The organism is Roseibium aggregatum IAM 12614 (assembly GCF_000168975.1).
Lineage (GTDB): Bacteria > Pseudomonadota > Alphaproteobacteria > Rhizobiales > Stappiaceae > Roseibium > Roseibium aggregatum.
The window spans coordinates 114,174-140,117 of the sequence record NZ_AAUW01000017.1 but is presented as its reverse complement, the minus strand read 5'-3'; the positions used below and the strand labels follow the sequence as shown (position 1 = coordinate 140,117).

Sequence of the window (25,944 nt, the reverse complement as noted above, 5' to 3'; positions counted from 1 at the left end):
GGTCTTCCTCAGCGTTTGGGGACAGGCCGGACCGGCGATAAGCAGCCGGTCCGGAAGGGCATATGGATCAGCGGTAGCCTTCTTCGCCGTCGGCATGAAGCTTGGGGCCGCGCTCCTCGATCTTTTCAGGTGCCGCTTCCACCGGCACATTGGGGGCAGCGTTCGGATCGGCGATCCGAGCCATCGGGTTGAAGGCCCATTTGACGCCGTTCTTCAGTACCGTCTGCACATGGGCATTGTGATAGGTCGGATAGGTTTCGTGGCCCGGGCGGAAATAGAAGACGTTGCCCGCCCCGCGTTTGTAGGTCAGGCCCGAGCGGAACACCTCGCCGCCCTGGAACCAGCTTATGAAGACCGTTTCCAGCGGCTCCGGCACGCCAAAAGGCTCGCCGTACATTTCTTCCATTTCCAGCTCGAAGCTGTCCGGAAGGCCGTTGGTGATCGGGTGGTTGCGGCTGGTCACCCACAGGCGCTCGCGCTCCCCGGCCTCGCGCCAGGTGAGGTTGCACGGGCTGCCCATCAGGCGTTTGAACGGCTTGGCGAAATGGGCCGAATGCAGAAACACCATGCCCATGCCCGACCAGACAGCGTCGCAGACCCGCTCGACCACCTCGTCGGACACGTCCCCATGGGCGGCGTGACCCCACCACAGCAGAACGTCCGTTTCGGCAAGGCGTTCCTTCGTCAGGCCGTGTTCGGGCTCCTGAAGAGTTGCCGTGGTGGCGCTGATTTCGGGATCGGTATTCAGCGTGTCGGCAATGCACTGGTGCATGCCGTCCGGATAGACACCGGCGACGATCTTGTTGTGCTGTTCATGGACGTTTTCGCCCCAGACCACGGCTCTGATCGGCATGTGAGCCTCTCCCGTTGTTCAGATGTTGGCAGATTTGTTGGTAAGTTCAGAACTGAAGCGCTTTCCATCGAAAAGATTCTCCAAAGCGCTTTGGATAGCGCTATCACCCGGGTTTTGTGCTGTCAATCGGATGGGCTGTAATATTCGATCACAGTTCCCGCTTCGTGGTGATTGTGAACCGGGAGCTTGGGTCCTGGCCGGGTGCCAAGGCCTTGACGGCGGCACCGTTCTGCCTGCGGGGCCTGGGCAACTCGGCTCAGGCATGAAAGAACCCCGGACGCTCGAAGAGAGCCCGGGGTACAAAATTTGGTGAGGCTTTGCCTCAATAGCCGGCGGAAAGGGCACCTGGACGGCGCGGGTCGGAGGCCCCGGCCAGAACGCCGTCAACGAGCATGATCGACTGGGTCGACCCCATGGCGTTCTTGACTTCCACCTTGTGTCCGCGCTCTTCCAGAAGGCGGATGGTGTCCGGCGAAAGACCTTCCTCGATGCGGATCTCATCCGGCAGCCATTGATTGTGGATGCGCGGGGCGGCGGTTGCCTCGGCGATGTTCATGCCGTGGTCGACAACGTTGAGGATGATCTGCAGCGTGGTGGTGATGATGCGGCTGCCGCCGGGCGAGCCCGTTGCGAGGAACAGCTTGCCATCCTTGAACACAAGCGTCGGACTCATGGAGGAAAGCGGCCGCTTGCCGCCCTCAACCGCGTTGGCCGTGCCGCCGACGAGGCCATAGGCGTTGGGTACGCCTGGCTTTGCGGAAAAGTCGTCCAGCTCGTTGTTGAGCAGCACGCCGGTGCCGTCGGCGGTGAGGCCGACGCCGTAGGAGAAGTTCAGCGTGTAGGTGTTGGAGACGGCGTTGCCGTCCTTGTCGACGACGGAAAAATGCGTGGTCTGGTTGCTCTCATAGGGGAAGGGATCGCCGGGCTTCACGTCAACGGAAGGCGTTGCCGCGTCCATCTTGATGGTCTTGACCAGTTCCGCCGCATAGGCCGGATCGGTCAGGCCTTTCACCGGAACCTCGACAAAATCCGGATCGCCCAGATATTTGGACCGGTCGGCATAGGCGCGGCGCATGGTTTCGGCCATCACATGGATGCTGTCGGCGGAATTCGGGCCATATTCGGCCAGCGGATAGTCCTGCAGCATGTTGAGGATCTGCACGATGTGGACGCCGCCGGATGATGGCGGTGGCATCGATGCAATTTCATAACCGCGATAGCTGCCGGTGACCGGTTCGCGCCAGACGGGTTTGTAACCGGCCAGGTCGTCTTTGGTCATGCCGCCGCCGGCCGCCTGTACCTTCTGCGCGATCTTTTCGGCAATCTCACCGGTGTAGAAGCCCACCGCGCCCGTGTCGGCGATGACTTTCAGGGTGTTGGCAAGGTCAGCCTGCTTGAGGGTCTCTCCCGGTACGAAAGGCAGGCCGCCGGTCTTGTAGAAGATTGCGGCGGTTGCCGGGTCCTTAAGCAGCCGTTTTGCGGATGCGGTCAGCGAGGCGGCAAGGTCCGGCGTCACTTCGATGCCGTTTTCGGCAAGATCGATCGCAGGCGCAACGAGTTCGGCCCAGGTCAGCTTGCCGCTGCCGTGTTTTTCGAAGGCTTCGGCAAAACCGGCAACGGTGCCCGGTACGCCGACAGCAAGTCCGGAGAAGCGGGACTTCTCATTGTCGGGCTCGCCATCTTCTCCCAGGAACATGTCCTTGAAGGCAGCATCCGGTGCCTTTTCCCGATAATCGAGTGCCTTGGTTTCACCGCTGCCCGCCAGGTGGATCATCATGAAGCCGCCGCCACCCAGATTGCCCGCCCGGGGCAGCGTGACGGCAAGCGCGAAGCCGGTGGCAATGGCGGCATCGACTGCATTGCCGCCTTTTTTCAAGATGTCGACACCGACACGGCTTGCGACGGCTTCCTGGCTGGCGACCATGCCGTTCTGCGCCGTTTCCGGCTGGAAACGGTCTTTCAGCGAATAGATGGGCGCTTCCTGCGCCGCAAGGGGTGCCGCGAGGTCGGCAACGAGCGCTGCTGCCATGGAAACGGCGGCAAAGCTGGATCTGAGAAAATGTTTCATGGGTTCCTCCGGTCGCCGGAATGGCGGGAGCTTGCAAGTGGTAGGCAGATCGCGCTACGGGCGTGGCGGTCTTCCCGGCAACTTTAAGTCGTTCTTGATTCAGCGCAAGGCTAGATGATCAGATAGGCTGCAGTCTGAAAGCGGCAAGCTGCAAGAGGGCAAGGGTGCACACCCTGGACCGCGACTGGTTGAAGGAGGATCCATGTGCAACGCAATTGCGGTTTCGACACCGTCTCTTCCTGCGAGAATTCGGTTATTCCTGGGTGGGGCCGCGCTTATGTGCGCCGCTGTCCTGTCCGGTGCAGGGGCTGCCAAGGCAGGCGATGCCGCCACCGGCAAGGCGCTGGCCCTGCAATGGTGCGCTGCCTGTCACCTTGTGTCGGAGGATCAGGACCGGGCCTCCAGCGCTTCTCTACCCAGCTTTTACGACATGGCGAAGGACCCGGGCTGGTCTGAAGAAAAACTCGCAACCTTCCTCGCCAATCCCCACCCGCAAATGCCGAACATGACCCTCGGCAACACCGAGATCGCAAATCTCTCAAGCTATATCGCATCCTTGGCGCCCTGAGGCGCGATTCGACTTCATAACCTTCAAGTGTTGAGGGCCGTTTCGACGGATGGGGCATTTTCAGGCGTGTGCGGCCCCGCCTTCGAGACAGCGCGATTGCGCTTTCTCGGAGTCTGACTGGAAAGTGACAAAGGACGCAGGTGTCGTGGTTCCTGTCACGAACGTGCGCTCTTCTCAGGTGTCGTCCCTGCGAAAGCGGGGATGACAATGTGGTTGAAGCAGTCGCCCCTGGCAGCCCCTCTGGGCACCACTTCCGTGCACCACTTTCGGGCCAGACGCTCAGGATGCGATCGAAGGGAAGCGGAAGGTTTGTTGATCGTCCGCTAGAACTCGAATTCGGCCAGCATGGCGGCGTGGAAGGATCCGGCGTAGGTGTCTTCCTCCGCATCGAAGACTTCATCCGGCAGGCCGACGTTGAACACCTTCAGGTCAATCGTGCGGTGGGCCATGGAGGCGCTGGCGAGAATGTGGTCCAGCGCCTGGCCCTTGCCCTTGTGAATGACGGTCTGGCGCTTTTCCGCCGGCAGCGAGGCGTCGAGCTGGTAGAGGCGGCGCCCGGCGAGCTTCGGCGAACCGGTGTCGTCCGGGTCGGCGCGCAACAGCCTCAGAGTGCCGGTCTCACCGGTCGCGTTGAAGTCGCCCACCAGCACGATGTGGCTGTTCTCGTTCGCATCGAACAGGCTTTCCACGGCAAGGCGCAATTCAAGCGCCTGTGCGGTCTGTTTCAAAACGGACAGCTGGTAGCCCTCCGCCCATGCGGAGACCGATGACCAGGTCCGGTCCTCCCCCTTGCCGCCGCGGATCATGGCGGCAACCGGCGCCCGCAGGTGAACGCAGAAGACGTGCAGGGGCCGCCCGGTGCCGATATCGATTTCCACCTGCAGGACCGGCCGGTCGAACAGGATTGTCTGCGGGCCGTGGTAGGCGGGTTCGGCGGTTTTGGGTTGCCACTGGGGCGGGTGCGCATGGGTCTGATAGAGGCTGAAGAACCTGGTTATCGGAAACCGCGAGAGAACCACCAGATTGTGGCGGTCACCCGGGCCCTTTCCGGAAAGACGCTCACTGGTTGCCCGGTGAAAGCCTTCGTAGGGCGTTCCTTCCAACAGAAGATCCAGGGCCTGGAATTGCCGTGCAGCCATGCCTTTTATCTTCTGGGCGTTGACCTCCTGCAGGCACAGGATATCGGCTTCAAGTTCCAGGATTTTCGGCCGAAGCGCGTCCAGCCGCGGGGTCAAGGCATCCGGGTCATGCCGGTCTTCGCCGAAGGATTCCATGTTGAAGGTGGCAAGTTTCATTCAGGCGGCCCGCAGCTTGGAGAAGCGTGAGTGAAACCATAGCGGTACAGCGGATCAAGTGGTAGAGAGCGCGGGTTCAAGAATGATCCGTCCAGAGGGGGGAGACAAATGAGCGGCGAGGCGTGTCCTTGTGGCAGTGGCAAGGGGTTCGAACTGTGCTGCGAGCCGTATCTTACCGGCAAGGCTGTTGCCGACACCGCAGAGGCGCTCATGCGCTCGCGCTATAGTGCCTATGTCCGCCAGTTGATCCCTTATCTGAAAGAAACGCTCTGGCCGAAGTATCAGCCGGGTTTCGATGCCCAAGGCACCGCACGCTGGGCGGCGGAAAGCCACTGGACGGGCCTCAGCGTCCTGGCCACCGAAAAGGGTGGCCCGGCCGACCGGGACGGCACCGTGCTTTTCGAGGCGAAATACCTGTCCGCCGGTCAGCTTCACACCCACCGGGAACTGAGCCGCTTTCGCAAGAAAGGCGGCCGCTGGTACTATGTGGAGGCGGTGCCCGAATAGTCCGGCCGGCAGTCTTGGTTGTTGATTTCAAAAAAAATCGTCCGGTCCCTGCGATTGGCGGCGGGAGCAGGGACCGGACCAATTTGCGGATAGAAGGGGAGGCAGCCCTCAACATCCGCAACGAGGAGATCGGGAATGCCCGCGGCAAGAGGCAGCCGGAGGGCGGTCGACAGGGTCGAATCGACTAATGTTCTCTATTTGTTCTTATTTGCACCATTCTGCAGCGTTGCGTCAAGCAGGAAACCGATTTTCAGGGGTTGAAGAAGATATGGGGGCTTGCCGGGACGCAGAAGCGTTGAGCACTCGCGGAATGTCGTCACACATCTGTGAAGCGTTGCCACGTGCGTTTCAGTGATCGCCATAGAATATTAAGCCCCTCCTGTCACAAATACGCAAGAGTACTCATAAGGGACCCCTAAGTGCGTTTTTCCGCCAACTCCTGGACCAAGCGTTTGCAAAGCGTCGCCTCGCCGCTGGGATTGGGGAAGGGGGCTGACCAGATCCTGGATTTCCTGAAGGGAGACGGAAGCGACCGGCATGCGGCGGGCCGAATGGCGGTGTCGACCTTCGCCGTGCGGATCGCCGGTGCGGCCGTCGCCTATCTGTCGCAAATCGTGCTTGCCCGCCTGTTGGGCGCGCATGACTACGGTCTTTATTCGGTCGCATGGACCTTTGTGATCGTGCTGGGCGTGATTGCTTGCGGAGGATTTTCCACCTCTGCCAGCAGGTTCATTCCGCAGTATCAGCAAAGCGGTGACATGGCACGCCTGCGCGGTTTCCTGCGCACCAGCCGTCAAATGGCGTTTTTCCTCGGCGGCGCGACTGCTGTCATCGGTATCGGCTGTATCACCCTGTTCCGTTCGTCTATCGATACGTCCTATTTCCAGCCGTTGAGCGTCGTTCTGCTGGCACTGCCGTTTTTTGCGTTCGGTCTGGTGCAGGACGGGATCGCCCGCAGTTACGACTGGTCGTCTCTGGCAATGCTGCCAACCTATATCTGGCGGCCGCTGGCCATCCTGTTTCTGCTGGTTTGCGCAGTGCTGGCTGGTTTTCGGCCCGATGCGCTGACGGCTGCTGTGGTGGCCGTTGCGGCAACCGTCCTGGTCGCGCTTTACCAGTTTCTCCATCTCAGTCAGCGGCTGCGTCCAAGCGTTCCACGCGGGCCGCAGAAGACCGAGTTCAGGTTCTGGCTGGCGATCTCCATGCCTATGCTCATGGTCGACGGTTTCCTGCAACTGATCACGAGCGCCGATGTGATCATGGTCAGTTTCTTTCAGGACCCGGACGAGGTTGCGGTGTATTTCGTAGCGTCCAAAACCCTGGCACTGGTGCATTTTGTCTATTTTGCCGTGCGGGCGGCTTCGGCGCATCGCTTCTCCAGCTACACCCACAATCAGGATCTTTCAGGGCTGGCAGTTTATATGCGGCAGGCCACCCTGTGGACCTTCTGGCCGTCATTGGTAGCAGGAGCGGGGCTGCTTCTGATCGCCCCCTTGCTGCTGGCCCTGTTCGGCAGCGGTTTTGAAAGCGGCTACGAGTTGATCGCCCTGTTGATGATCGGCGTCCTTGCGCGCGCGTCCGTCGGACCGGCCGATGCACTGTTGACGATGACGGGGCACCAGAACACCTGCGCCGGCATTTATGCCGGGACGTTTGTCCTCAACGTCATTCTCAATCTCATTCTGATCCCGCTGCTCGGTCTCGCCGGGGCGGCAATCGCCACAAGCCTTGCGATCCTTTTTGAAGCCACAGCCCTTGCGGTTGTGGCAAAACGGAAGCTCAATATAACGACATTCGTTTTGCCATTGCTTTTCTCCAGGGACCGTCCGGTTGACCAGTGATACGCCCCCTTCCGTGCCGCTTGAGGTTTTGTCCCTTGATCCGTTGAGCCCTGAGACCCCGCTGGAGGACTGGCAGGCGCTCTGTGCGGCTGCGCTCAGCCCGAACCCGTTCTTCGGCCCGGATTTCCTCTGTCCGTTTCTGGACAATATGGACAAAGGGCGGGTGCGGCTCGTCGTGGTGCGGGAAGCGCCAGGCGGGCGCTGGCTGGTGGCAGCTCCCGTCGGCCGTCGAAGGTTCGGATTGGCCGTTCCGGTCAACACCACCTGGGCGACAGACTATGCGCCGCTCGGCACACCGCTGATCCACCCGCAGGCGGGCGATGAAGCGATTGCCGCTTTTCTTGACGCCGCCAGATCCCCCGGGAATGCGCTCGCCATTCCGTATCTGCCGCTGCATTCACAATCGGCAATCAGGTTGAGGGCGGCGGGGTCCGGAAAAAGTTCGGTGCTGAGCAAATCCGTCCGGGCCAGCCATAATGGTGGCGCCACGGGCAAGGCGCAGCTTGCGGAGGCCGACAGCGGCAAAAGGCGCAAGGAAATGCGCCGGCTGATGCGTCGGTTGGGCGACCATGGCAAGACGACTTTCCGGAGCCTGGACGGACCGGAAGCGGTTGCCGGGTTTGAAGCCTTTCTTGCGCTGGAAGCCTCCGGCTGGAAGGGCCGGGAGGGAACCGCTCTGGTCAGTCAGCCCCGGACGGCGGACTTTGCCCGCACCGCCATTGCCAATCTGGCACGGCGAAACGCGGTGCGGATCGATCAGCTCTGGTCGGGCGAGACGCTGGTTGCCGCCCTGGTGCTGTTCTTGCAGTCAGGCAAGGTGTTTACCTGGAAGATCGCCTTTGACGAGGAATTCGCGCGATATTCACCCGGCGCCCAGCTCGCATTGCAGACCCTGAAGACCAACCTGGCGATCCCGGGGTTCAGGGTGGCGGATTCCCTTGCCATACCGGGGCATTCGATGATCGAGCCTCTGTGGCGGGGGCGGCTGGAAATCGGTACGGTGCTTTATGCCGACGGTCTCAAACGCGCGCTCTGCAAGGCGGATCTCAAGCTTGAACAAACCTTGCTCAAGGCCGCCCGCACAGTCAGGGCGCGTCTGCGCTCCTGAGGCCGAACGAAGCTAACCTTCGACGCTCTCCAGATCGCGCAACTTCCTGCGAATGATCTTGCCGGTGGTGGTCATGGGCAGGGAGGAGACGAATTCGATTTCCCGCGGATATTCATGGGCCGACAGGCGCTCGCGAACGAAGGTGCGGATGTCGTTTTCCAGCGCGGTGGTTTTCGTCTCACCCGGCTTGAGAACGATGAAGGCCTTGACGATTTCCGTGCGCAGCGGATCCGGTTTGCCGACAGCAGCGGCAAGCGCGATGGCCGGATGTTTCAAGAGACAATCCTCGATCTCGCCCGGTCCGATTCGGTAGCTTGCCGAGGTGATGATGTCGTCGTCGCGGCCAACGAAATGGACATAGCCGTCCTCGTCCATCAGGCCCTGATCACCGGTGATCATCCAGTCGCCGATGAACTTCTCCCGTGTTGCCTCCGGCTTGTTCCAGTATTCCAGGAACATGACCGGATCCGGCCGGCGGATGGCGATCTGGCCGAGGGTTTCCGCCGGCAGTTCCCGGCCGTCATCGTCGATGATCGCAACCTGATGGCCGGGTGTTGCCTTGCCGATGGCGCCTGATCGGCTGACGCCGAGGGCGGCGGCGGAGCCGAGCACGGCGTTGCACTCGGTCTGGCCGTAGAATTCATTGACCTTGAAACCGAATTCCGCAGCGAACCAGTCGTAGGTTTCCTTGCCAAGAGATTCCCCGGCAGAGCCGACGCTGCGCCAGGTCAGGTTGAAGCGCTTCGCGGGACTGTCGACAGCCCGCAGCATTTTCAGGGCCGTCGGCGGAATGAAGGCGTTGCGGATCTTCTGTCTTTCCAGAAGATGGAAGGCGAATTCGGGGTCGAACTTGCGGGACGCGTGGCAGACCACCGGCACGCCGAGCGACAGGGCTGGAAACAGCGCGTTCAGCAATCCGCCCGCCCAGGCCCAGTCGGCGGGGGTCCAGAGCAGGTCACCGTCACGGCCGAGAAAATTCTGCGAAAGCTCGATGCCGGGCATATGGCCAAGCAGCACCCGGTGCCCATGCAGCACGCCCTTGGGCTGTCCGGTGGTGCCGGACGTGTAGATCATCAGCGCCGGGTCGTCGGGGGTAGTCGCAAGAGTCCGGTAGGTGTCGGAGGCCTTCTCCAAAAGATCGTCAAAGCCGAACACACCGGTTTGCGGACCATCGACCGAGATCACCAGATCGAGGCCGGGAAGGTCAGAGCGGATGTCGGCAAGCTTCGCAAGGCCTGCGCTATCTGTCACCAGAACACGCGCGCCGGAATCAGAAAGCCTGTAGCGCAGCGCCTCCAGTCCGAACAGGGCGGCCAGAGGCACGGCGATCGCGCCGGACTTATAGGCCGCCAGATGCGCGATCGCGGTTTCGGGAATCTGCGGAAGCAGCAGGGCGATCCGGTCGCCGCGGTTCAGGCCAAGACCTTCCAGGGCGTTGGCGAAGCGGTTGGCTGCCCGGTTCAGGGCAAGATGGCTCCAGTCCCGGTGCGTGCCGTCGCCCAGAACCTGACGGATCGCCAAGCGCTCCGGGTCCTGAGCAGCCCACTGGTCGCTGACGGCTGCGGCCATGTTGTAGGTTGCGGGCCGGGGCCAGCGGAAAGTCTCTTTCAGCGCGTCGTAGTTGGCTGTTGGCTGCAGCATGTCAGGGCGTCCGGTGCATCAATTTTAAGCAGCGGAGTTTAGGGCGGTCATTGCTGCAGCGCAATAGAGCCGAAATCATCGCGGGAAATCGCGGTTTGCACTCCATGACCTGACACGCGAACGGAACTGCCGGCATCGCCTTTTGTAAAAGGCATCCTCGTTAGTATTCCCTATAAAATCAGCGGTTTGAAGCGATCTGTCACGAGAAGCAGGCAGGCGCGAAGCGGATGTCTCCGGGCAGTCATTTCTTTGCGAGCGGGTGGGCGCTTTCGACCAGTTCGCGCAGGCGTTCGTCCAGAACGTGGGTGTAGATCTGCGTTGTCGAAATGTCGGCGTGGCCCAGCAACTGCTGCACCACTCTGAGATCGGCACCGTTCTGCAGCAGATGCGAGGCGAAGGCATGGCGGAGCACGTGCGGGGAAATCTTGCCGGCATCGAGCCCGGCGGCGACCGCGAGATCTTTCAGTTCGCGTGCAAAATGCTGGCGGGTCAGATGCCCGCTGTCGCCGTGGGAGGGAAACAGCCAGGGGCTTTTTTCGTAGGCGCCTTCGGCGGCGCGCAAGCCGACGTAGTCCTTCATGGCGGCCTGTGCGGCGCGGGAGAGCGGCACCAGCCGTTCCTTGCCACCCTTGCCCTTGATTTCGATCAGACGCGCGTCCCTAAGTGCCGCGGTGACCGGCAGGGCGACCAGTTCCGAAACGCGCAGGCCGGTGGCATAGAGCACCTCTATGAGCGTGTACATGCGCTGCGCGCGCAAGCGCGCTGTCGCGCTTTTCCGGGGCCTTTCGGTTTCCGCCCGCGCCGTCTCGATCAGCCTGTCGACATCTTCTATCGACAGCACCTTGGGCAGGCTTGCGCGTTTCTTCGGGGCGGACAGGGTGCGGGTCGGGTCGTCTTCCCGCGTGCCTTCCGCATAAAGGAACTTGTAGAACTGCTTCAGCGCGGACAAGCGCCTTGCCTGCGAGGTTTCGGCAAATCCGCGCCGATTGAGATCGCCCAGATAGGCCGAGATGTCCTCCGATTGCGCGGAGGCGAGGGACTTGCGCCCGAGAAAGCCGGAGAAGTCCTCCAGGTCGCGGCGGTATCCGGCCAGCGTGTTTTCCGCCGCACCGCGTTCGGCGGCCAGCATTTCCAGGAAGTTTTCAAGATCGAAACCGGTTGCCATCGCGTCTGCCTTCGCAAAGGGCCTCAAGAAAGTGCCCTGGATGACCTGTCTTTATGAACGACGGGTCAGCGGCCGAAGCCGTCTTTCTTGAGCCTTATTTCGATTTCCCGTTCGCGCGGTTCGACAAGATTGGCCAAGGAATAGATCGCGCCGTAACCGAGCGCGCCGAGCAGCAGCAGCACGAGCAACAGGCGGGTCAGGGTCGGCACGTCGGCTGTCTCCAGGTCAGGGCGTCGGTTCCCTTGCGGGCAAGCGAATCGGATAGGCGATTGTTTCAACAAGGCGGGGGCGCATGCAAGGCAAAGCAGCAGTCTGGCAGGCGGAGTTCCCCCGTGTCTTTTTTGACGAATATGCTAAAACGCCGCCATGACAGAATACGACAAGGCGCGGTCTTCCAAAGGAGGGTCCGCGGAGACAGACGTAAAAACCGTTGATCTGGCCCGCCTGGTAGCAGCCCTGGGGCATCGGTCCATCGTTCTGGTGGGAATCATGGGGTGTGGCAAGTCGACGGTCGGCAAACGGCTGGCGCATCGGCTCGGGCTTGAATTTATCGATGCCGATACCGAAATCGAGCGCGCGGCCAACATGAGCGTTGCGGAGATTTTCGCCGAGCACGGCGAGCCTTATTTCCGCAGCGGTGAGGAACGGGTGATCGCCCGTCTTCTGCGTGAAGGGTCGCAGGTGCTTGCGACGGGTGGCGGCGCGTTCATGAGCGAGGCGACGCGTTCGGAAATCGCCGAGCATGGCCTGTCCATCTGGCTGAAAGTCGATTTCGACACGGTCATGGCGCGGGTCCGGCGCAGGTCCACGCGGCCGCTGCTGCAGAACCCTGATCCCGAGGGCACCATGCGCAAGCTGATGGCCGACCGCGAACCCGTTTATGCCAAGGCGGCATTGACGGTTACTTCCAGGGACGTTCCGCATGAAGCGGTGGTCGATCAGATCATCGCCACCCTGGCGGAGCATCTCTTCAATCGCGAGGCCACCAGCGCCGCGCAAACATCAATGTCTTGAACTTAAAAGCGTAACGGCATGGTAGACACGGTAGTGGCAAAAGCATTGTTGGGCCGGGACGAGAAAATTGTCCGGGTCGATCTTGGCGCGCGCAGTTACGACATCAAGATCGGCCGGGGGCTGCTCGAGGGCGCCGGGGCGGAAATCGCCGCCGTCATGCCCGGTGCGCGCCTTGCGGTCGTTGCCGATGAAACCGTTGCAGGCCTGCATCTGAAGGCCTTTTCGCAAAGCCTGAAGGCTGCCGGGCTCGAACATACGGTCATCACGGTGCCTCCGGGTGAAAGCACCAAATGCTTTCGTGAATTCGAACGCCTGTGCGACGAGGTTCTGGCCGCCCGGCTGGAACGCGGCGACGCGGTCGTGGCCCTTGGTGGCGGTGTCGTCGGCGACCTGACCGGCTTTGTTGCCTCCGCCGTGCGCCGTGGCATGGCGTTCATTCAGGTGCCGACCACGCTTCTTGCCCAGGTCGACAGTTCCGTCGGCGGCAAGACCGGTATTAACTCGCGTCATGGCAAGAACCTGATCGGCGCTTTCCACCAGCCTGCGCTGGTGCTGGCCGACACCGCCATTCTGGACACGCTGCCGCTGCGCGATTTTCGCGCCGGTTATGCGGAAGTCGCCAAATACGGGCTTCTGGGCGATGCAGACTTCTTCGCCTGGCTGGAAACCAACTGGCAGGCGGTCTTTGCCGGTGGCGCGGAACGGGATGAAGCTGTCGCCCGGTCATGTCAGGCAAAAGCGGATGTAGTGGCAGCGGACGAGCTGGAATCAGGCCGCAGGGCGTTGCTCAATCTGGGTCACACGTTTGGCCACGCGCTGGAATCGGCCGTCGCCTATGAGACCGAGCGTCTGGTGCATGGCGAAGGTGTCTCCATCGGGATGATGCTGGCGCATGAATTCTCTCAGCGCCTCGGCCTCATCGGTGAGGACACTGTCGAGCGTGTCCACAAGCATCTGAGCGATGTCGGTCTGCCTGTGCGGTTGCAGGACATCCCCGGCCAGTTGCCGCCGGCCGAAACGCTCATGGATATCATTGCACAGGACAAGAAGGTCAGCCGGGGCGCGCTCACCTTCATTCTTACACGCGGCATCGGCGAAGCCTTTGTCGAAAAAGGCGTCGATCCCGCACTGGTGTCTGACTTCCTGAAGGAGAAACTCGAGGCATGACGGAAACGGCTCTCTGGCTGGCGGTCGGCGCCATCTTCGTTCTCCTGGTCCTGTCCGGCTTCTTTTCCGGCTCGGAAACGGCGCTCACCGCCGCATCGCGCGCGCGCATGCACCAGATGGAAAAAACCGGAGACTGGCGCGCCCGGGTGGTCAGCCTGCTGATCGCCAACCGAGAGCGGCTGATCGGCGCGCTGCTTCTGGGCAACAACCTGGTCAACATTCTGGCGTCTGCGCTGGCAACCAGCGTGTTCCTGTCGCTGTTCGGCGAAGCGGGCGTGGCGCTTGCCACCCTGGTGATGACCGCCCTCGTTCTGGTTTTCGCCGAAGTGCTGCCGAAGACCTGGGCGATTTCGAACCCCGAGCGCTTTGCGCTGGCGGTGGCACCGATTGTGCGCTTCGTGGTGGCGGTGTTCGGACCGATTGTCGTCGGGGTGGAGTGGATCGTCCGCAACATCCTGAAGCTGGTTGGCGTCAATATCGGTGACGACACCTCGATACTGTCGCCGCATGAGGAACTGCGCGGTGCCGTCGACCTGCAGCATATCGAAGGCGGGCTGGAAAAGGGCGAGCGCGACCGCCTCGGCGGCTTGCTCGACCTGGCGGAACTGGAAGTCTCGGACGTGATGGTTCATCGCACCAACATGGTGGCGCTGAATGCGGACGATGCGCCGGACAAGCTGGTCAACGCGGCTCTGGCATCGCCCTATACCCGCCTGCCGATCTGGCGCGGGGAAAGCGACAACTTTGTCGGCGTGCTCCATGCCAAGGATCTGCTGCGCGCACTGCAGGCTGCCGGCGGCGATGCTGCGAAGATCAACGTTCTGGATATCGCTGCCCCGGCCTGGTTCGTTCCCGACACGACATCGTTGCAGGATCAGCTCAACGCCTTCCTGCGGCACAAGTCGCATTTTGCCCTGGTTGTCGATGAGTATGGCGAGGTGATGGGCCTGGTCACGCTGGAAGACATTCTGGAAGAAATCGTGGGTGAGATCGCCGATGAACACGACGTCGAACTGGAAGGCCTGCGGCCGCAGGCGGACGGCTCCGTGATCGTCGACGGCTCCGTGCCGATTCGCGACCTCAACCGCGCTGCCGACTGGAGCCTGCCGGACGACGAGGCGACGACGATTGCCGGTCTGGTAATTCATGAAGCGCGAATGATCCCGGACGAGCGCCAGATCTTCACCTTCCACGGCTTCCGCTTCACGGTGCTGCGCCGGGAGAAGAACCGTATCACGCGGCTGCGCATCATGCCGCTTGGGCAGACGCCTGGCGCCAAGATGCCGGGTGGCGCCGCCCAGGCCGTTGCCGGTGCGGCTGCGAAAGCGGGCGGTTGATCTAAAAAAACAAGCGGCGTTGGAAAGCCGGGCGGTGTGGCTCAATGTGTTTGGTACTGAAAAAACTGGACTTTTGAGGAGACTGCCGCTCAGCCTCCGGCCACCCGGGCTGCGCGCGGGTCCGGTTCGCTGTCAGAGCGGATTTCCAGTGCCAGGGTATGCACGCCGCCGGCGAGCTCGTCTGCAAGCAGATCGTTGATCGCCCGGTGTCTTGCAACCCGGTTCATGCCGTCGAATGCGGCTGCGGCGATTTGCACACGGAAGTGGGTTTCGCCGCCTTCGCGCCAGCCGCCATGGCCCTTGTGCTTGTCCGACTCGTCGATGACGTTCAGAAAAGAGGGCGAAAAGGCTGTAGACAGTTTGTCGGTAATCGTTTGTTTCGTGCTCATCGGTTTCATTTGGCGCAGCTGTTTTCGAAGTTCAAGTCTTTCATGGCCCGACCCTGCCTGATACAGTGCCGGGCTCTTCGACTTTCGACATCCGGTCTGAGGAAATTAACTTTGGATACCGGGACAATGCAACGGCCTGCGGCTTGCCCGCACGCCCTCACACTTCAATATTTCGGCGCATGAAACTGGACTCAAAACTCTTCGACAGCATCCGCGTGAAGCCGGACAAGGAACGGGCCGAACAGGGCCGTCATCCGGTGTGCGATCATCCGGGTTGCAAGCGGCCGGGCACGCACCGGGCACCGAAAGGGCGCGACCGGGAAGGGCAGTATTTCAATTTCTGCGTCGACCATGTGCGCGAGTACAACAAGTCCTACAACTATTTTACAGGCATGGGCGACGACGACGTGCGCAGCTATCAGAAGGATAGTCTGACCGGGCACCGGCCGACCTGGAAAATGGGTGTAAACCGGCAGGCAGCCGAGGGGCCGGACGGCTTCGACGCACGCTCCAACATGCGCTCCAACGCGCAACGGCGAGCCGAGCAAGTGCGCCGTCCGCGCGAAAGAAAGCTACTAACGCTTGAAAAACGTTCCCTGGATGTGCTCAATCTGCCTTACACAGCCCGTGGCGCCGAAATCAAAGCGCGCTATAAGGAGCTTGTTAAATTGAACCATCCGGATGCCAACGGCGGTGACAGGTCTTCCGAAGACCGCCTGCGGGAAATCATTCAGGCGTATAACGTTCTGAAAAAAGCCGGTTTCCTTTAGAGCCTGCAGGGTCCTGCCGGCTTTTTCCAAACGACCCTTCCCGAACTGACGGGACTGCGGAGGACTGATGACTGAGACGACGACTGCGGCCATGGCCATGCCGGACACTGAAATTTCCGTAGAAGAGGTTTTCGGTTTCAAGTCCGACCTCAAGGTACCCGCATTTTCCGCGCCGTCAGAACATGTGCCAGAGCGTGACGAGGATTACCTTTTCGACCGCGCCACAACGTTGGCGATCCTGGCGGGTTTTGCGCACAACCGGCGCGTGATGGTGACCGGGTATCACGGCACCGGCAAATCGACCCACATCGAACAGGTGGCTTCGCGTCTCAACTGGCCGTGTATCCGCGTCAACCTGGACAGCCATATCTCCCGTATCGATCTCGTCGGCAAAGACGCAATCGTGATCAAGGACGGCAAGCAGGTCACCGAGTTTCGTGACGGTATCCTGCCCTGGGCCTATCAGCACAATGTCGCGCTGGTCTTCGACGAATATGACGCCGGCCGTCCGGACGTGATGTTCGTGATCCAGCGTATCCTGGAATCGTCCGGCCGCCTGACGCTTCTGGATCAGAGCCGCGTCATTCGTCCGCATGCGGCCTTCCGGCTGTTCGCCACTGCCAACACGGTTGGTCTGGGCGATACCTCCGGCCTGTATCACGGTACGCAGCAGATCAACCAGGCGCAGATGGACCGCTGGTCGATCGTCACCACGCTGAACTATCTGCCGCACGACAACGAGGTGGATATCGTTCTGTCGAAGGCCAAGCACTTCCAGACGGAAGAAGGCCGCAACACCGTTTCCAAGATGGTGCGCCTGGCCGACATGACCCGGAACGCCTTCATCAACGGCGACCTGTCCACCGTCATGAGCCCGCGTACGGTCATCACCTGGGCGGAAAACGCGCAGATCTTCGGCGATGTCGGCTTTTCCTTCCGTCTGACCTTCCTCAACAAGTGCGACGACATGGAACAGTCCCTGGTGGCCGAGTTCTATCAGCGCTGCTTCGGCGAAGATCTGCCGGAATCCGCTGTCAACGTAGTCATGAGCTGAGGTTCCGATGGCACCACGGCCGGGTCATAATTCCCTTCCGGGCAACAAGCCCGCGCCGAGCACCGAGCCGTTCAAGCAGTCGGTGAGCGGCACCATGCGGGCGATTTCCGGCGAGCCGGAACTGGAAGTCATCTTTTCCGGCGACCGGCCCGGTCTCAGCGGCATGTCCGCGCGCCTGCCGGAGCCGTCGCGCAAGATCAATGCGCGGGAGATCGCCATCACCCGTGGTCTGTCGGACAGCATTGCGCTGCGCATCGCCTGCCACGACAAGGCCGTGCATTCCAAGAACATGCCACAAGGCCCGGACGCCCGTGCGATTTTCGAGGCGGTCGAGCAGGCCCGCTGTGAAGCGGTTGGCGCGCGCCGGATGCAGGGGGTGGCCGACAACCTGTCGGTGATGCTCGATGACCGATTCCGCAAGTCCGGTGCGCCGGACATTACCAGCCGCGAAGAAGCCCCGCTGCAGGATGCCCTGTCCCTCCTGGTGCGTGAACGCCTGACCGGGGCAAAGCCGCCGGAAAGCGCGACCAAACTTGTCGACATGTGGCGCGGCTGGATCGAGGACAAGGCCGGTGCCGACCTCGACCGGCTGGAAGCCGAGGTCGAGAACCAGAATTCCTTCGCGGCCCGTCTGCGTGATGTCCTGAAATCGCTCGACATGGGCGATGAGCTTGGCGACCAGGACCAGGACATGGACCCGGACGAAAACGAGGACCAGGGGAACAACGACGAGGCCGAATCCGGCGACGACAGCGAAGAAGATTCCGGCGAACAGGAAGCCTCTCCGCAGGAGATGGAACTTTCCGGCGAAGAGCAGGAAAGCGGCGATACGGAAGCTGCCGAAACCGACATGGAAGATTTCGCCGACCAGGACATGTCGGAGGACACCGAGGAGCCGGGCGAAAGCGATCGGCCCGACTTTCCGGCCTCCAACCGTCCGGAAACCGATTACAAGGTGTTCACCACCCAGTTCGATGAGACGATCACCGCCGAAGAACTGTGCGACATGGCGGAGCTCGACCGGCTGCGCGGGTTCCTGGACAAGCAGCTGACCCATCTGCAAGGGGCCGTGGCGCGCCTGGCCAACCGGTTGCAGCGCAAGCTGATGGCGCAGCAGAACAGGGCCTGGGATTTCGACCTGGAAGAAGGCCTGCTCGACACCGCCAGGCTGACCCGGGCCGTGACCGACCCGATGGCACCGCTTGCCTTCAAGCAGGAGCGCGACACCAATTTCCGCGATACGGTCGTGACACTGCTTCTGGACAATTCCGGATCGATGCGCGGCCGCCCAATCACCGTTGCGGCCACCTGCGCCGACATTCTGGCGCGCACGCTGGAGCGGTGCGGGGTGAAGGTCGAGATCCTCGGCTTCACCACCAAGGCCTGGAAAGGCGGCCAGTCTCGCGAGAGCTGGATCGGTGCCGGCAAGCCGCCGACCCCGGGCCGTCTCAATGACCTGCGCCACATCATCTACAAGTCTGCGGATGCTCCCTGGCGGCGCGCCCGGCGCAACCTCGGCCTGATGATGCGCGAAGGCCTTCTGAAGGAAAACATCGACGGCGAAGCGCTGCTGTGGGCTCATGACCGGCTGATGGCACGTCCCGAACAGCGCCGCATCCTGATGATGATTTCCGACGGCGCGCCGGTGGACGACACCACGCTGTCCGTTAACCCGGGCAATTATCTGGAGAGGCACCTGCGCTATGTCATCGAGGAAATCGAGACCCGGTCGCCGGTCGAGCTGATCGCCATCGGTATCGGCCATGACGTCACGCGCTACTACCGCCGCGCTGTCACCATCGTCGATGCCGAAGAACTGGCAGGGGCCATGACGGACCAGCTCGCCAATCTCTTCGACGATGAGGTGGACACGTCCTTCAACACGCGTGGCCGTCGTCGCCGCGCGGGTCATCGTTAGACGGCAGGATCCGTAAAGCATGGCAGCAGAGGGACGTCGTCCGGCAAGTCGCCTCGCGCTGGCGGCCGCCTTTCTCTCCGCTCTGTGGTGTGTCGAGCCTGTCAACGCCTCAGCTGAGGAGCTGCTGTCCTCTGGACAGCCGGTCAAGGCGCGCACCCGGTCCATCGACACCTTCCGCATCGGGACGGCTGACACGACATTCGGCAAGCTCACCTATCTGGGCGGTCTGGAACTGATTGCTGCCGACCGCAAGGTTGGCGGTCTGTCCGGTCTGATCAGTCTGGACGGCGGGAACGGATTTCTGGCGGTGACGGACAATGGCCATTGGGTCAGCGGCCGGATCGAGCAGACGGTGGAAGGCAAGCCGACGGGAATTGCAGATCTTCGTTTTGCCCCGATGCTTGGCGCTGACGGCAAAACGCTCGATGCGCGCTGGGGACACGATACGGAGGCGCTGACACTGTCAGGCTCCGGACTTTACGTGACAGCCGAAACCCGCAATGCCATCTACCGGTTTCCCTGGCCGATCTCGACCGGCAAGGAACAGATGATCGGTGAAGTCGCGTTGCCGCAGGATATTCGCGATCTGCCGCGCAACACCGGACTGGAAGCCTTGGCGGCGGGACCGGAAGATGGCCCTCTTGCCGGCAAGCTCGTAGCTGTCGCTGAATCAGTGCCAAGCGATCTGCACGATCTGTCGGGCTTCATCATCGGTCCGGATGGCACGGAACGCTTCACCATCCGCCGGCACGACCGGTTCGACGCGACCGATGCCACTTTTCTTCCCGGTGGCGATATGGTTCTGGTTGAGCGGCGCTTCAACCTGCGCGACCTGATCGGGCTCAGGCTGCGCCGGTTCAACGGGGCGGATATCGTTCCCGGAGCCGTTCTGGAAGGCGAGCTGCTGCTGGAGGCCGACTTCAACTCCCAGATCGACAATATGGAAGCGCTCGGCGTTCACACCAATGAAAACGGTGAAACGATCCTGACCCTCGTCTCCGACAACAACCGCTCGATCCTGCAGCGAGCCCTGTTTCTGAGGTTCCGGCTGGAGGACTAGGGGTTGGACCGCTAAGCTTTTCCTCTTTTGGAAAACTTGGCTCGCGCAAGCGGGAAATCAGAAGCCTGAAAAAAAAGGCGCCATAAAGCGCCTTTCCGTCATCCATGTCGCAGGCTGGAATTTTCGGGGGCCTCTTAAGCTGCCCGTTCGTCCGGCACGGCCCGGAAGAGGCCAAGCACGATCCGGTAAGGGGCGAGCAGCACGACGGCGACGAGCACCTTGACCAGGAAATCGCCAATGGCCAGCGAGACCCATAACAGCGTCTGGGTATCGTCGCTGATGCCCAGGAACGGCACGGGGAAGGCGAGAGAGCTGTCTTCCATGCCGAACAGGCCGTCGATGAAGGCGAAGCTGGCGGAAAAGGCGATGCCGAAGAACAGCAGCGTGTCGATGACAGATCCGATGAAGGACGAGGTGACCGGAGCTTTCCACCAGGCCAGCTTGCGCATGCGGTCGAAAATGGTCACATCTAGCAATTGCGCCACCAGAAAGGCCGTGCCGGAGGCGATGGCGATACGGGGCGTTGCCAGCCACACCGACACGACAACGGCAATCAGGAAGCCGGACATCACCACCCTGCGGGCGGCCGCCGGGCCGAACCGGCGGTTGGTGAGGTCGGTTACCAGAAAGGCGACCGGATAGGTGAACGCGCCCCAGGTGAGCGTATCGGCCAGGTTGATGCCACCGATGAAGTGTTTGACAGGGAATTGGACCAGAAAGTTGGAGGCCACGACGACAGCCGCCATCGCCAGAATGGCGACAACGTGATGGCTCGCGGAAAATGTCCGGGTGGCGGTCATGTGTTCACCTCACAACGACAGACGCCCAACCGATGTCGATTGGGCGTTCTGAGAAGGCTCTATGCAACTGTCAGAGCGGCCTGCTGCCGAAAGCGGTTGGGCAGGCGCTTCAGGCCTTAAGCGGCAGCGGCTTCAGCCTGCTTGCGCTTGATATCGACCTTGATCTTGCGGGCAGCGTCGGACAGATCCGCGTCGCTGGCCTTCATCAGGTATGCGTCCAGACCGCCGCGGTGTTCGACGGAGCGCAGAGCGTGTGCGCAGACCTTCAGCTTGAAGGTTTCGCCAAGCGTGTCGCTGATGAGAGACACGTTGCACAGGTTCGGCAGGAACCGGCGGCGGGACCTGTTGTTCGCGTGAGAGACGTTGTTGCCCGTCATCACATCTTTGCCGGAGAGTTCGCAACGGCGTGCCATGATATCACCTTTTGTTTTCGTGGCTGGGCCGTTACCTTGAACCCAGCAAGTCCAACCGGAACCGGCGCGGACCTGAGGCCCGGCGACATCGTCTCCGGCATTTCTCGGAAAAAGTTGCCCCGCTATAATGGGAGTGGAGGCCAACGTCAAGACATCTCCGCCGCTTTGCGGAGATTCACTGCTTTTATTTGCACGAAGCCCTGCCGTTAACCAGTGAGTTACCATAATTTAGAATGATTGGGGTCGTTCAACGAGCGGGATTCATGGTATCTTTCCGTCGCGGAACTCTCATGGCGCGGGGGCGCAATTCGCTGCCAGGCGGCAGTCCGGAGGTTTTGAAGTGTTCGGTTTGATGTCTTTCGGGCGGCTGGTCGCCCTGCCAATGCTTGCTGCGGCGTTGCTGACGACACCGGCGGAAGCCAAGAAAAACAGCGTCGGCGGCCTCTACAATATCTCTATTGCCGGTTTCAAGGTCGGGCGCGGAACGCTGTCGCTCGTGATGCAGGGCAATGCCTATTCAGCCAAGGTCAGCCTCGAGCCCGCAGGCATCGGCACGCTGTTCACCACCGGCAAGGGTGGGGCGGAAGCATCGGGCTGGATGGTCGGTTCGCGCGTCGTGCCGTCGAAATACCGCATGGCCTCGCAAGCCTCCAATCTCGATTTCTACGTCAATCTGAGCCAGGGATCCGGCAGCATCCGGTCCATGGAAGTCGCGCCCCAGTTCAAGCCGAATCCGGAGCGGATCAAGGTGACGGACCGGCACACGCGCAATGCGATCGATCCACTGAGTGCGGCGCTGATGCCGGTTGGCCGGGCCAAGGACAGCCTCGGGCCGAAAGCCTGTTCCCGCCGTCTGCCGGTGTTCGACGGCTGGACGCGGTTCGATATCAAGCTGAGCTACTCCGGCACCAAGGAAGTCTCCGGCCACGGCTATGACGGCCAGGTGGTGGTCTGCAAGGCTCGCTGGGTACCTGTCGCCGGTCACCGTCCGTCCAAGGATTCGGTCAAATACATGGCCAAGGCGAATATGGAAGTCTGGGTTGCTCCCATGGGTCGGGACAACGTGCTGGTGCCGTACCGGATTTCCATCGACACCAAGAACGGCCGGCTTATCGTGGAAGCCGACAAACTCAAGATCGATGGTGCCGGCAGCGATCAAGCGTCCGTCGACTGAGCCCTGGCCTTTGATGAAGCGCTCTGCGTGCCCTGTTCCGGCATGAAATCGGGCAGGGCCTGACGGGCGCAGGGGTATTGCGTTTTCCGGCAACCGGCACGCCGAGGCTTGCGCCACCTTGCGTCTCTTGATACAGCCCCCACGTATGCGTTCAGGCACGGTCAAACGGCCTGAAGCATCTTGCGTTGTTCAAAGGCGGCAAAGATGCTTGAACGTCTTTGAAACGATCGACCTTGGGTGACCGGCTGCCTCCGGCCGGATATCCTTCGATCTTGTAACAGAATTTCCGGAACGGCCGCGGACGAGAGGCGGCGCCGGCATGATTCAGGTAACCGAGTAAATGCACAGCTATTTGGAATTCGAAAAGCCCGTTGCAGACATTGAAGGCAAGATCCAGGAGCTTCGGGCTCTGGCCGGGGAAGATGGCGAAGCCGTCAATGTCGACAGTGAAATCGACCGGCTGAAAACGAAATCCTCGCAAACGCTGCAGGAACTCTACACCAAGCTGACGCCCTGGCAGAAAACGCTCGTTGCCCGTCATCCGGACCGTCCGCACGCAGTTGCCTATATCGCCGGGCTGATCGAAGATTTCACGCCGCTTGCCGGTGACCGGAAATTTGCCGAAGATGCAGCGCTGATCGCGGGCATTGGCCGTTTCCGCGGACAGTCCGTCGCCATTCTGGCTCAGGAAAAGGGCCACGATACCGAAACGCGCCTCAAGCACAATTTCGGCATGGTCCGCCCCGAAGGCTACCGCAAGGCCGTCCGGGTGATGGAAATGGCCGAACGTTTCGGCCTGCCGCTGATCAGCTTTGTCGACACGTCCGGCGCCTATCCGGGACGCGGGGCTGAAGAGCGCGGCCAATCCGAAGCAATTGCCCGCTCGACCGATGTCGGTCTGGGTCTCGGCACGCCATCCGTTGCCGTCGTCATCGGCGAAGGCGGTTCCGGTGGTGCGATCGCCATTGCAACCGCCAACAAGGTTCTGATGATGGAGCATGCGATCTATTCGGTGATTTCACCGGAAGGGGCCGCCTCCATCCTGTGGCGTGACAGTGCCAAGGCGCAGGATGCCGCGACCGCGCTGAAGATTACCGCGCAGGATCTCAAGCAGCTCGGCGTCATCGACGACATCATCAAGGAGCCGGTCGGCGGTGCTCACCGGGCACGCGAAATCGTGATCGACAACGCGGGCAAGGCCATCGAGACCGCGTTGAAGGGTTTGGCAGGTCTGTCTCCGGAGGAAGTGCGCAAGCAGCGACGCGACAAGTTCATCTCCATCGGCAGAACGCTTAGTTAGGTCTTCACGGTCAAGTGAAGACGTGCCGATTGCAGGGTTCAGCGAAACAGCTTCATTTAAAACCGCAAAAGGCTTCAATACGCCGCAGATAAGCAAAAAAACGATGCAGGGCCGCCCGAAAAGCGGCCCTTTTGCCATCCTGTGGCCAGAATTTGCCGTCATTCAGGCGAACTTGAGACGCGCAGGATGACGCTTGGGCAAGTTTTTGTTCCTATCACCATAATTTTGGTCGCGGGTGCAATCCGGTTTCAGTAACTTATCGTCAACCATCATTCCCTAGCCTTTGCGCGGGGGCGAGGACGCAGGAAGTGCGGCAAGGCAATTCGTTCGCCTTAGTCGGTTTCCGCTTAGTTTGGGACAGTATCATGGTCTTTCGGCGCTTTATGAACACGCCAGCCGGCCTTCTTCTTAGCAAAAGCGGCCTCAACGGCCGGCGTACAGCCCGTATCGGTGCGGCACTGTTGCTTGCCGGAGTGCTGGTGGCTTGCCAGGGAGACGAATTCAGCGCGGGTCCGAACAAGGCACAGCTTCCCGTCAGTGCGTCGATCAAGCGCAAGATGAACGACCTCAACATGAGTTCGTCGTCGCCGATCATGATCCGGATCTTCAAGGAAGAAAGCGCGCTGGAGGTCTGGAAACAGACGCGCACCGGCAAATACCAGCTTCTGGACGAATTCGAGATCTGCAAATGGTCAGGCGAGCTCGGTCCGAAGTTCAAGGAAGGCGACCGTCAGGCCCCGGAAGGGTTCTACGAAATCACGCCGGCCCTGATGAACCCGAACTCGAGTTATCATCTGGCCTTCAATCTCGGCTATCCGAACTCCTATGACCGCGCCCACGGCCGCACCGGTTCGCACCTGATGGTGCATGGCGCCTGTTCCTCCCGCGGCTGCTACGCCATGACGGACGAGCAGGTGCAGGACATCTATGCGCTTGCCCGAGACAGCTTCAAGGGCGGTCAGCGCTCCTTCCAGGTGCAGGCGTTTCCGTTCCGCATGACACCGGAAAACATGGCGCGCCATCGCGACAGCGAGCACATGGAATTCTGGCAGATGCTGAAGACCGGCTACGACCACTTCGAAGTGACGCAGACCCCGCCGCAGATTTCCGTATGCGAGAAGAAATACGTGTTCGATGCCACCACGCTGGTGGAGGGTGTGCCTTTCCGGGCCAGTGCCAAGTGCCCTGATTATCAGGTGAGCCCGGGAATCGCGTCGGCGGTTGCTTCCAAGCAGCGCCGCGACAACGAGAAATACCAGCAGCTTGCAGCCCGTTTTGACGCCCGTGAAGAGCGTCAGAAGCGCTGGGAAGAACGGTCCAACCGGCTTGCTGAAGTTATTGGTGGCGGTGACGGCGATACCAACCCGAACGTTGCCACGGCGGAAGCCGCTGCTGCCGAGGCGCAACCGGTTGAAACAGCAACGGCGACAGCGGACGCCCCGGCAGGGGCTGCTCCGGCCGCCCAGCCACGGCCGGGATCGGCTGTCGAGACTGCCTTTGCCCCGCAGGACCAGTCCGGCGGCAGCTCTGTCGGCAGCTTCTTCAAGCGCTGGGTGCCCTTCGGACCGAAAGCATCGGAAGCAGCCGATGGTGTCGGACCCATAGAAACCGAGGTGGTTCCGGAAACCAAACCGAACTGATCAGGCCCAGTCCCTGTTTCGGACGAGGCCTCAGTTCCATCGAGATCCCTGTATCGCGGTTGATTGCTGCATCCTGAGGAGGACTGAAAAGTCCTTCTCGCGAGGGAAGCGTAATCGGGAGCAAGCTGCGCCCCCCGGGAGACAGGCTATCTGCCTTTCTCCGGGTGAGGTGGTCGCCGATCGGCCCGGTTCACACTTCCCTTATACCTGTTTCGATTACTTCAGCGGTGGCAATCCCAGGGAAACGCCTTCCTGCACTACTGCCGGGTCATAGGCCTTGCGGGAGAAGACCTCGCGCACCAGCGGCTCGAAGCTTTCCAGCGTGTCCATCTCATAGTCGGGATCGAAAGAGGACTGGTCCCAGCGCTCGCAGAAGTCGGCACAGGCCTGGAAGTGCATGTGATCCTTGAACCGGTCGCGGGCGTTTTCGTCCCAGCCGTAGTGGCGGCCGTAGTAAAGCATCTGGAAGATGCCATGATGTTCCACCACCCAGGCAACCTCGTCGCGCACGAAGGGGCGGATGACCTCGGCTGAGAATCGGTCGTGGTTCTGCGGGGCCAGCCCGTCGCCGATGTCGTGAAGCAGCGCGCCGACGACCCAGTCCATGTCTGCGCCTTCCCGCCGCGCGCGCGTTGCGGCCTGCAGGCCATGCTGCATGCGGGTGATCTTGTAGCCCGACAGCGTGTCCTCGTTCTGTCGTTTCAACTCGGCAAGGATCCGTTCCGGTGTCAGGGCGTGATAGGGACGCTCCGCCTCCGCCAGCAGGTCGTAGTCTTCCCTGGTGCCGTCTTTCATCTGGGTGAAGGACACGGTTTTCATGGCTGAAACTCCTGTTTTGCGCGAGTGTGCGTCGGGGCATCCG

24 protein-coding genes are annotated in these 25,944 nt (G+C 61.4%); 14 read left to right on the top strand and 10 right to left on the bottom strand.

Features of this window, described 5'->3' with window-relative positions; all coding sequences use genetic code 11:
• Window positions 1-67: 67 nt before the first annotated feature.
• Together SIAM614_RS21650 and ggt are read right to left on the bottom strand one after the other, a co-directional pair.
• Window positions 68-853 (bottom strand): ThuA domain-containing protein, encoded by a 786-nt coding sequence (locus tag SIAM614_RS21650; protein WP_006937936.1) that lies wholly within the window; start codon window positions 851-853, stop codon window positions 68-70.
• Between the two features lie 322 nt (window positions 854-1,175).
• Window positions 1,176-2,921, bottom strand: a complete 1,746-nt coding sequence (ggt, locus tag SIAM614_RS21645; protein WP_006937934.1) for a gamma-glutamyltransferase — start codon at window positions 2,919-2,921, stop codon at window positions 1,176-1,178.
• Window positions 2,922-3,198: 277 nt separating this feature from the next.
• Here ggt and SIAM614_RS21640 point away from each other — a divergent pair, with 277 nt between their 5' ends.
• Window positions 3,199-3,489 (top strand): c-type cytochrome, encoded by a 291-nt coding sequence (locus tag SIAM614_RS21640; RefSeq protein ID WP_006937931.1) that lies wholly within the window; start codon window positions 3,199-3,201, stop codon window positions 3,487-3,489.
• 323 nt (window positions 3,490-3,812) lie between these two features.
• On the opposite strand, the gene SIAM614_RS21635 is transcribed toward SIAM614_RS21640, so the two are convergent.
• Window positions 3,813-4,784, bottom strand: coding sequence for an endonuclease/exonuclease/phosphatase family protein (locus SIAM614_RS21635; RefSeq protein WP_006937930.1), 972 nt, complete (start codon window positions 4,782-4,784; stop codon window positions 3,813-3,815).
• A 108-nt stretch (window positions 4,785-4,892) separates the two neighbouring features.
• On the opposite strand from SIAM614_RS21635, the gene SIAM614_RS21630 reads away from it, so the two are divergent.
• The 3 genes from SIAM614_RS21630 (at window position 4,893) to SIAM614_RS21620 (ending at window position 8,240) form a co-directional block, all read left to right on the top strand.
• Window positions 4,893-5,291 carry a YchJ family protein gene (locus SIAM614_RS21630; protein WP_006937929.1) on the top strand — a complete coding sequence of 133 codons (399 nt, stop codon included), beginning with the start codon at window positions 4,893-4,895 and terminating at the stop codon, window positions 5,289-5,291.
• Window positions 5,292-5,710: 419 nt separating this feature from the next.
• Complete coding sequence (locus SIAM614_RS21625) at window positions 5,711-7,132, top strand: lipopolysaccharide biosynthesis protein (protein ID WP_208984068.1); 1,422 nt, start codon at window positions 5,711-5,713, stop codon at window positions 7,130-7,132.
• Window positions 7,122-8,240, top strand: a complete 1,119-nt coding sequence (locus SIAM614_RS21620) for a GNAT family N-acetyltransferase (RefSeq protein WP_157140004.1) — start codon at window positions 7,122-7,124, stop codon at window positions 8,238-8,240. Before SIAM614_RS21625 ends, SIAM614_RS21620 begins: the two co-directional genes overlap by 11 nt.
• A gap of 12 nt (window positions 8,241-8,252) precedes the next feature.
• Here SIAM614_RS21620 and SIAM614_RS21615 read toward each other — a convergent pair whose 3' ends face one another.
• From SIAM614_RS21615 to SIAM614_RS32545, 3 genes are all read right to left on the bottom strand, one after another.
• On the bottom strand, window positions 8,253-9,881 hold the full coding sequence (locus tag SIAM614_RS21615; protein ID WP_006937926.1) for an AMP-binding protein: 1,629 nt from the start codon (window positions 9,879-9,881) through the stop codon (window positions 8,253-8,255).
• Window positions 9,882-10,122: 241 nt separating this feature from the next.
• Window positions 10,123-11,046: a site-specific tyrosine recombinase XerD gene (gene xerD / locus SIAM614_RS21610; RefSeq protein ID WP_006937925.1), complete on the bottom strand. Its 924-nt coding sequence runs from the start codon at window positions 11,044-11,046 to the stop codon at window positions 10,123-10,125.
• A 65-nt stretch (window positions 11,047-11,111) separates the two neighbouring features.
• Window positions 11,112-11,255 carry a hypothetical protein gene (locus SIAM614_RS32545; protein WP_006937924.1) on the bottom strand — a complete coding sequence of 48 codons (144 nt, stop codon included), beginning with the start codon at window positions 11,253-11,255 and terminating at the stop codon, window positions 11,112-11,114.
• A gap of 157 nt (window positions 11,256-11,412) precedes the next feature.
• Between SIAM614_RS32545 and SIAM614_RS33010 the strand changes: the two genes are divergently transcribed.
• The 3 genes from SIAM614_RS33010 to SIAM614_RS21595 are packed head-to-tail and all read left to right on the top strand — an operon-like array spanning window position 11,413 to window position 14,564.
• Window positions 11,413-12,060: a shikimate kinase gene (locus SIAM614_RS33010; protein ID WP_006937923.1), complete on the top strand. Its 648-nt coding sequence runs from the start codon at window positions 11,413-11,415 to the stop codon at window positions 12,058-12,060.
• Window positions 12,061-12,078: 18 nt separating this feature from the next.
• Window positions 12,079-13,227, top strand: a complete 1,149-nt coding sequence (gene aroB / locus SIAM614_RS33005; protein WP_050789449.1) for a 3-dehydroquinate synthase — start codon at window positions 12,079-12,081, stop codon at window positions 13,225-13,227.
• Window positions 13,224-14,564, top strand: coding sequence for an HlyC/CorC family transporter (locus tag SIAM614_RS21595; RefSeq protein WP_006937921.1), 1,341 nt, complete (start codon window positions 13,224-13,226; stop codon window positions 14,562-14,564). The genes aroB and SIAM614_RS21595 overlap by 4 nt, the downstream gene beginning before the upstream one ends.
• 89 nt (window positions 14,565-14,653) lie before the next feature.
• Here the strand turns inward: SIAM614_RS21595 and SIAM614_RS21590 are convergent, their stop codons facing one another.
• The gene (locus SIAM614_RS21590; protein WP_040440808.1) at window positions 14,654-14,953 is read right to left on the bottom strand and encodes a BolA family protein; all 300 of its coding nucleotides are present in this window, start codon (window positions 14,951-14,953) and stop codon (window positions 14,654-14,656) included.
• 179 nt (window positions 14,954-15,132) lie between these two features.
• Between SIAM614_RS21590 and SIAM614_RS21585 the strand changes: the two genes are divergently transcribed.
• The 4 genes from SIAM614_RS21585 to SIAM614_RS21570 all read left to right on the top strand — a co-directional run bounded on the left by SIAM614_RS21585 (window position 15,133) and on the right by SIAM614_RS21570 (window position 19,755).
• Entirely contained in the window at window positions 15,133-15,723 is a 591-nt protein-coding gene (locus SIAM614_RS21585; RefSeq protein ID WP_006937918.1) for a DnaJ domain-containing protein, read from the top strand.
• Window positions 15,724-15,790: 67 nt separating this feature from the next.
• On the top strand, window positions 15,791-16,777 hold the full coding sequence (cobS, locus tag SIAM614_RS21580) for a cobaltochelatase subunit CobS (protein WP_006937916.1): 987 nt from the start codon (window positions 15,791-15,793) through the stop codon (window positions 16,775-16,777).
• A gap of 7 nt (window positions 16,778-16,784) precedes the next feature.
• Window positions 16,785-18,695 carry a cobaltochelatase subunit CobT gene (gene cobT / locus SIAM614_RS21575; protein WP_006937914.1) on the top strand — a complete coding sequence of 637 codons (1,911 nt, stop codon included), beginning with the start codon at window positions 16,785-16,787 and terminating at the stop codon, window positions 18,693-18,695.
• A 19-nt stretch (window positions 18,696-18,714) separates the two neighbouring features.
• Window positions 18,715-19,755, top strand: a complete 1,041-nt coding sequence (locus tag SIAM614_RS21570) for an esterase-like activity of phytase family protein (protein ID WP_006937912.1) — start codon at window positions 18,715-18,717, stop codon at window positions 19,753-19,755.
• 134 nt (window positions 19,756-19,889) lie between these two features.
• On the opposite strand, the gene SIAM614_RS21565 is transcribed toward SIAM614_RS21570, so the two are convergent.
• Both SIAM614_RS21565 and rpmB read right to left on the bottom strand, forming a co-directional pair.
• The gene (locus tag SIAM614_RS21565; RefSeq protein ID WP_006937910.1) at window positions 19,890-20,555 is read right to left on the bottom strand and encodes a VUT family protein; all 666 of its coding nucleotides are present in this window, start codon (window positions 20,553-20,555) and stop codon (window positions 19,890-19,892) included.
• A 116-nt stretch (window positions 20,556-20,671) separates the two neighbouring features.
• Window positions 20,672-20,968 (bottom strand): 50S ribosomal protein L28, encoded by a 297-nt coding sequence (rpmB, locus tag SIAM614_RS21560; RefSeq protein WP_006937908.1) that lies wholly within the window; start codon window positions 20,966-20,968, stop codon window positions 20,672-20,674.
• A 340-nt stretch (window positions 20,969-21,308) separates the two neighbouring features.
• On the opposite strand from rpmB, the gene SIAM614_RS21555 reads away from it, so the two are divergent.
• From SIAM614_RS21555 to SIAM614_RS21545, 3 genes are all read left to right on the top strand, one after another.
• Window positions 21,309-22,142 carry a DUF3108 domain-containing protein gene (locus SIAM614_RS21555; protein WP_208984067.1) on the top strand — a complete coding sequence of 278 codons (834 nt, stop codon included), beginning with the start codon at window positions 21,309-21,311 and terminating at the stop codon, window positions 22,140-22,142.
• 340 nt (window positions 22,143-22,482) lie between these two features.
• Entirely contained in the window at window positions 22,483-23,442 is a 960-nt protein-coding gene (locus tag SIAM614_RS21550) for an acetyl-CoA carboxylase carboxyltransferase subunit alpha (protein WP_006937892.1), read from the top strand.
• A 365-nt stretch (window positions 23,443-23,807) separates the two neighbouring features.
• Window positions 23,808-25,082, top strand: a complete 1,275-nt coding sequence (locus SIAM614_RS21545) for a L,D-transpeptidase family protein (RefSeq protein ID WP_006937889.1) — start codon at window positions 23,808-23,810, stop codon at window positions 25,080-25,082.
• 216 nt (window positions 25,083-25,298) lie between these two features.
• On the opposite strand, the gene SIAM614_RS21540 is transcribed toward SIAM614_RS21545, so the two are convergent.
• Window positions 25,299-25,901 carry an HD domain-containing protein gene (locus SIAM614_RS21540; protein ID WP_006937888.1) on the bottom strand — a complete coding sequence of 201 codons (603 nt, stop codon included), beginning with the start codon at window positions 25,899-25,901 and terminating at the stop codon, window positions 25,299-25,301.
• Between the last annotated feature and the right edge of the window lie 43 nt (window positions 25,902-25,944).